The 4,376-nt window shown below is 59.4% G+C and carries 5 protein-coding genes; all 5 read left to right on the top strand.

The window, feature by feature from the left end; all coding sequences use genetic code 11:
* Nucleotides 1–217 precede the first annotated feature (217 nt).
* The 5 genes from HU811_RS25440 to HU811_RS25460 are packed head-to-tail and all read left to right on the top strand — an operon-like array spanning nucleotide 218 to nucleotide 4,268.
* Nucleotides 218–1,255 carry an ion channel gene (locus tag HU811_RS25440; protein ID WP_186658791.1) on the top strand — a complete coding sequence of 346 codons (1,038 nt, stop codon included), beginning with the start codon at nucleotides 218–220 and terminating at the stop codon, nucleotides 1,253–1,255.
* Complete coding sequence (locus HU811_RS25445) at nucleotides 1,242–1,916, top strand: DUF2491 family protein (RefSeq protein WP_186658794.1); 675 nt, start codon at nucleotides 1,242–1,244, stop codon at nucleotides 1,914–1,916. Before HU811_RS25440 ends, HU811_RS25445 begins: the two co-directional genes overlap by 14 nt.
* Nucleotides 1,917–1,931: 15 nt before the next feature.
* Nucleotides 1,932–2,360, top strand: coding sequence for a DUF350 domain-containing protein (locus HU811_RS25450; RefSeq protein ID WP_092394735.1), 429 nt, complete (start codon nucleotides 1,932–1,934; stop codon nucleotides 2,358–2,360).
* A gap of 18 nt (nucleotides 2,361–2,378) precedes the next feature.
* The gene (locus HU811_RS25455) at nucleotides 2,379–3,098 is read left to right on the top strand and encodes a DUF1190 domain-containing protein (RefSeq protein ID WP_092394732.1); all 720 of its coding nucleotides are present in this window, start codon (nucleotides 2,379–2,381) and stop codon (nucleotides 3,096–3,098) included.
* Between the two features lie 12 nt (nucleotides 3,099–3,110).
* Nucleotides 3,111–4,268 (top strand): glutathionylspermidine synthase family protein, encoded by a 1,158-nt coding sequence (locus HU811_RS25460; RefSeq protein ID WP_092394729.1) that lies wholly within the window; start codon nucleotides 3,111–3,113, stop codon nucleotides 4,266–4,268.
* Nucleotides 4,269–4,376 lie beyond the last annotated feature (108 nt).

Raw genomic sequence — 4,376 nt, forward strand, 5'->3', positions numbered from 1 at the left:
CGACAGCTCCTACACAGCTCCTACACAGCTGCTGGGGCTCAGGGGAGCAAGCGCCCTCGCCACAAGAATGTCCGGCGTTCGTTGGATTTAATTGTGGTGCAGGTACTTTTATCCAAACCCCGCAACAGGTTTAATGCTGTCCGGCCACTACGCTCGAGTGCTCAGACGCCAGAGCGATTTCCCGCCAGGAACAAAGCCCCACGGAGTCAGGGACGAAATGTCGATTTTTCTTTTACTGCGAACCTACGCCTCGTCCTTCTTCCATCGGTTCGGCTGGGCGGGCCTGGCCATTGCGTTGGGCGTGCACCTGTCCATCGCCTGGATCGGCCTGGTGCTTCTGGGCGAACAGCACCTCATCGCTGCCGCCACGTTTATCTACTTCTATCTCACCACCACGCTCACCGTTGGCTATGGCGATCTGTTGCCGCAGACAGCTGGCGGGCGGATTTTCGTGGCGACCTGGATCATGCTCGGGGGCATTGCCCTGTTGACGACGGTCATCGGCAAAACCACCAGCAGCGTCATTGATGTATGGAGAAAAGGCATGAAGGGCAAAGGCGATTTCACCGGCAAGACCGGCCACACCGTTCTCATCGGCTGGGAGGGCGCCTCCAGCGAGCGGGTCATCGAGTTGCTGCTGCAGGACGAGACGTCCAATGACAACCTGATTGTCATCTGCGATTGCGAGCTTGAAGAAAACCCCATGCCCGGCAAGACGACTTACATCAAAGGTGAAAGCCTGTCCTCTGTCGCACTTTTGCAACGCGCAGGTGTGCCGGGTGCCGAACGCGTCCTGGTGCGCACCCACTCAGACGATCTGACTCTGTCCACCGTGCTGGCGGTCAATCAACTGAACCCGGTCGGGCATGTGGTCGCCCATTTCAACGACAGTGAAGTGGCTGCACTCGCCAGCGCCTACGCGCCCAGCCTGGAGTGCACCTCCAGCATGGCCATCGAGATGTTGGTGCGTGCTTCACAGGATCCGGGTTCGTCAGTGGTCATCAACGAACTGCTTTGTGTGGGCGAGGGCGCCACTCAATACCTGATGAAACTTCCCGAAGCGTTTGATGCTGCGTTCGGCGATCTGTATGTGCAAATGAAAGAGCACCACAACGCCATTCTTATCGGCTACCGCGCCAAAGGCGCCCGGCACCCGTCGATCAACCCACCCTGCGACACGCGCGTGGGCGGCGGCGGTGACCTCTTCTATATCGCCTCCGCGCGTCTCAAGGAAATCTCCAATGGGCTGGTTTAAGCGGTTGATGGGCATCGAGGCGCCGAACTCGGGCAAGGACTCCAAATGGGTCGCCAACCCAATCCCGGCCTCCGTCGGGCCGCTGGGCCTGGCCTCGGGCAAAGAGCTCCGGTTCGATAGCACGCTGAAACTGTTGCTCGACGACAACACTGGCGTGGTCATCCCCGATGCCCAACAGATCTGGAGCACCGGCATTGTCGACCTCGGCCAGTCGAACTGGCTGACGCGCTGTTACATGAACGACGAGGACTACTGGCTGCAAGTGCACACCAGTGGCGATGTGGCCGGGCAGGTCGAGTCGGTGATCCTGTTCAATTACCTCAGTTACGTCACCCTCAACAGTGAAGCGGAGTTGCGGCGGCTGGCCGGGCCCGAAAGCTTGATCGGCCTGCCGACCTACCAGCACGACGGTGTCGAGTACAGCCGCGAATGGGGCACCGAGGAAGGCCAGACAGAACTGGTGGCGTTGAGCGAGCGCGTGAGCAATCCAGATGAGTCCTACAGCGTCGAGCACCGCTCAATGCTGTATGCCCGCGAAACCGGCCTGACCGATCGCCGGGAGTTCCTGCTGTTTTCCGTCGAAGAAGACGCTGAAGGCACCATCAGCTTGAGCACGTCGCTGGGCATTTCGCTGTACACCACTGACCTGAACACTTTTTAAAAAAGGAAGAAGTCCATGCTTGAAGCGCTCTCCATTTCCCTGAACAAAGCCGCCGTGCTCGGGTTTGTGCTGTACATCCTCGGTGCGGCCGTGCTGTTCGCGCTGTACCAGTTCATCTACACCCGGATCACCCCGCACAAGGAGTTCGAACTGATCCGTTCGGGCAATGTGGCCGCCGCCATCGCGCTGGGCGGCGCCATCATCGGTTTCGCCATCCCGGCCAGCAATGTGATTGCCTACTCCATCAGTCTTTTGGACTTCGTCGTCTGGGCCGTGATCGCAGCGTTCGTGCAACTGCTGGCGTTCCTGGTGACCAGTCTGGTGCTCAAAGGCGCCTCTGAACGCATTAAAAAGGGTGAAATCGCCGCGGGTATTTATATCGCGGCAGTGGCCATCAGCGTCGGCATGTTGAACGCCGCGTGCATGACGCCTTCCCAGAACTGATTGCGCCACGGAGATCCCATGAAACGAAGCAAGTACGTTCAGCTCTCGCTGGCCGCGTCGGTCGCCATGGCGATATCAGGCTGCGGCCCGACGGAAAAAACCTACCCGGTACAGAAGAAGTACAACTTCCAGTCCGTGCAGCAATGTGCCGATGAAAAACTCCCGGTAGACGTTTGCTCCGACGCCTACATGACCGCCATGGCCGAGCATCGCCGCATCGCGCCGGCGTACAGCAACCAGGCCGATTGTGATGCCGACTTTGTTGCCGATTGGTGCCAACAGGATTCCACCGGTCAGTTCATCCCCAGGCTGGGTGGTTTCGAACTGACCGCCGATGGCCAGGTCACCCAAGCCCAGGTGGACGCGGCCAAGGCGCAGCTGCCGGCTTCCGAAGCCAACGCGCAAGGCTCAGGGTTCTCCGGCACCAGCCTGCTGACCGGGCTGCTGATCGGCAACATGTTGAGCAGCAACCGCAACAGCTACTACTCCCAACCGGTCTACCGCTATCGCGATGATCGCGGCAACTACGCGTCCTCAACACTCGCCCAGCGGATTTCCAAAGGCTCGACCTTTACCAAGTCCAATCAGGCGAGGTATGGCAATTACACCGACACGGTCCGTTCCGCCAGCAAACCGATCTCTGTTGCTTCGTCCACCTCCCGTGGCGGTTTCGGCAGCAAAGCCAGCGCCCGCAGCGGTTGGGGCGGCTCGAGCAGCTCCGGGCGATCGAGCAGTTAAGGAACGCGCGTCATGAAGAAAGTCCATTGCGCCGAACGTCATGACTGGAAACAGACCGCCGAGAGTCTCGGCTTTCTGTTCCACACCATCGACGACGAACCCTATTGGGACGAGAGCGCGTACTACCAGTTCACGCTCAAGCAGATCGAAGACGATCTCGAAGACCCGACCACCGAGATCCATGAGATGTGCATGGACCTGGTGGCCCGCGTGGTTCAGAGCGAGGAACTGCTGGAGCGTCTGAGTATTCCCGCGCCGTTCTTCGACATGGTTCGCACCTCATGGCTCGAAGGGCATCCGCACCTGTATGGGCGCATGGACTTCTCCTACAACGGCAGCGGCCCCGCCAAGCTGCTGGAACTGAACTACGACACGCCGACCAGCCTGTACGAGGCGTCGGCGTTTCAGTGGGGTTGGCTGGAGCAATGCATCGAGCGCGGACTGTTGCCCGGGCATGCCGACCAGTTCAACAGCATCGACACCAAGCTGCATCAGGTCTTTGCCCAACTGCAACTCAAGCAACCCTTTTACTTCGCCTCGATGAAAGACTCGATCGAAGACAAGGGCACCACCGACTACTTGCGCCTGATCGCGGAAAAAGTCGGCATCGAATCGCGGCACATCGATATCGAGGATATCGGCCTTACCGGTGAGGGCCGTTTCGTCGATCTGCAAGATCGCTGGATCCCGCACCTGTTCAAGCTGCATGCCTGGGAGTTCATCTTCCACGAGCCTTTTGGTGCGGCGATTGCCGAGAGCGATACGCAGTTTTTCGAGCCGGCCTGGAAATCGATCATCTCCAACAAAGGCATCCTGCCGTTGCTGTGGGAATTCAACAAAGGTCACCCGAACTTATTGGCAGCCCATCTCGACACTGACTCGAGTAAAGCCGTCCCCAAGGGCTGGGTCCGCAAACCGTTCTTTTCCCGGGAAGGCGCCAACATCGAGCTGCAAACCGCTGATGGCCTGATCGTCAAAGAAGACGGCCCCTACACCGACGCCCCCTTCATCCTCCAGGAATTCGCCCCGTTGCCGAAGTTTGGCGACAGCTACACATTGATCGGCTCCTGGGTCATCGGCGACCAGGCCGCCGGCATCGGCGTGCGGGAAGACAACAGCCTGATCACCAAGGATTCGAGCCGGTTCCTGCCGCATCTGATTCTCGACTGAATCTCTGGGTCAAGCACTGAACCCCTGTGGGAGCGGGCTTGCTCGCGAAGGCGGTGCATCAAGCGACATCAATGTTGACTGTGCCGCCGTCTTCGCGAGCAAGCCCGC

This window comes from Pseudomonas tehranensis, from assembly GCF_014268615.1.
Classification (GTDB): domain Bacteria; phylum Pseudomonadota; class Gammaproteobacteria; order Pseudomonadales; family Pseudomonadaceae; genus Aquipseudomonas; species Aquipseudomonas tehranensis.

What these genes read in the sequence shown, in the direction of transcription:
- HU811_RS25445 (WP_186658794.1), top strand. Translation starts at nt 1,242, where the DNA reads ATGGGCTGGTTTAAGCGGTTGATGGGCATCGAGGCGCCGAACTCGGGC.
- HU811_RS25440 (WP_186658791.1), top strand. Translation starts at nt 218, where the DNA reads ATGTCGATTTTTCTTTTACTGCGAACCTACGCCTCGTCCTTCTTCCAT.
- HU811_RS25455 (WP_092394732.1), top strand. Translation starts at nt 2,379, where the DNA reads ATGAAACGAAGCAAGTACGTTCAGCTCTCGCTGGCCGCGTCGGTCGCC.
- HU811_RS25460 (WP_092394729.1), top strand. Translation starts at nt 3,111, where the DNA reads ATGAAGAAAGTCCATTGCGCCGAACGTCATGACTGGAAACAGACCGCC.
- HU811_RS25450 (WP_092394735.1), top strand. Translation starts at nt 1,932, where the DNA reads ATGCTTGAAGCGCTCTCCATTTCCCTGAACAAAGCCGCCGTGCTCGGG.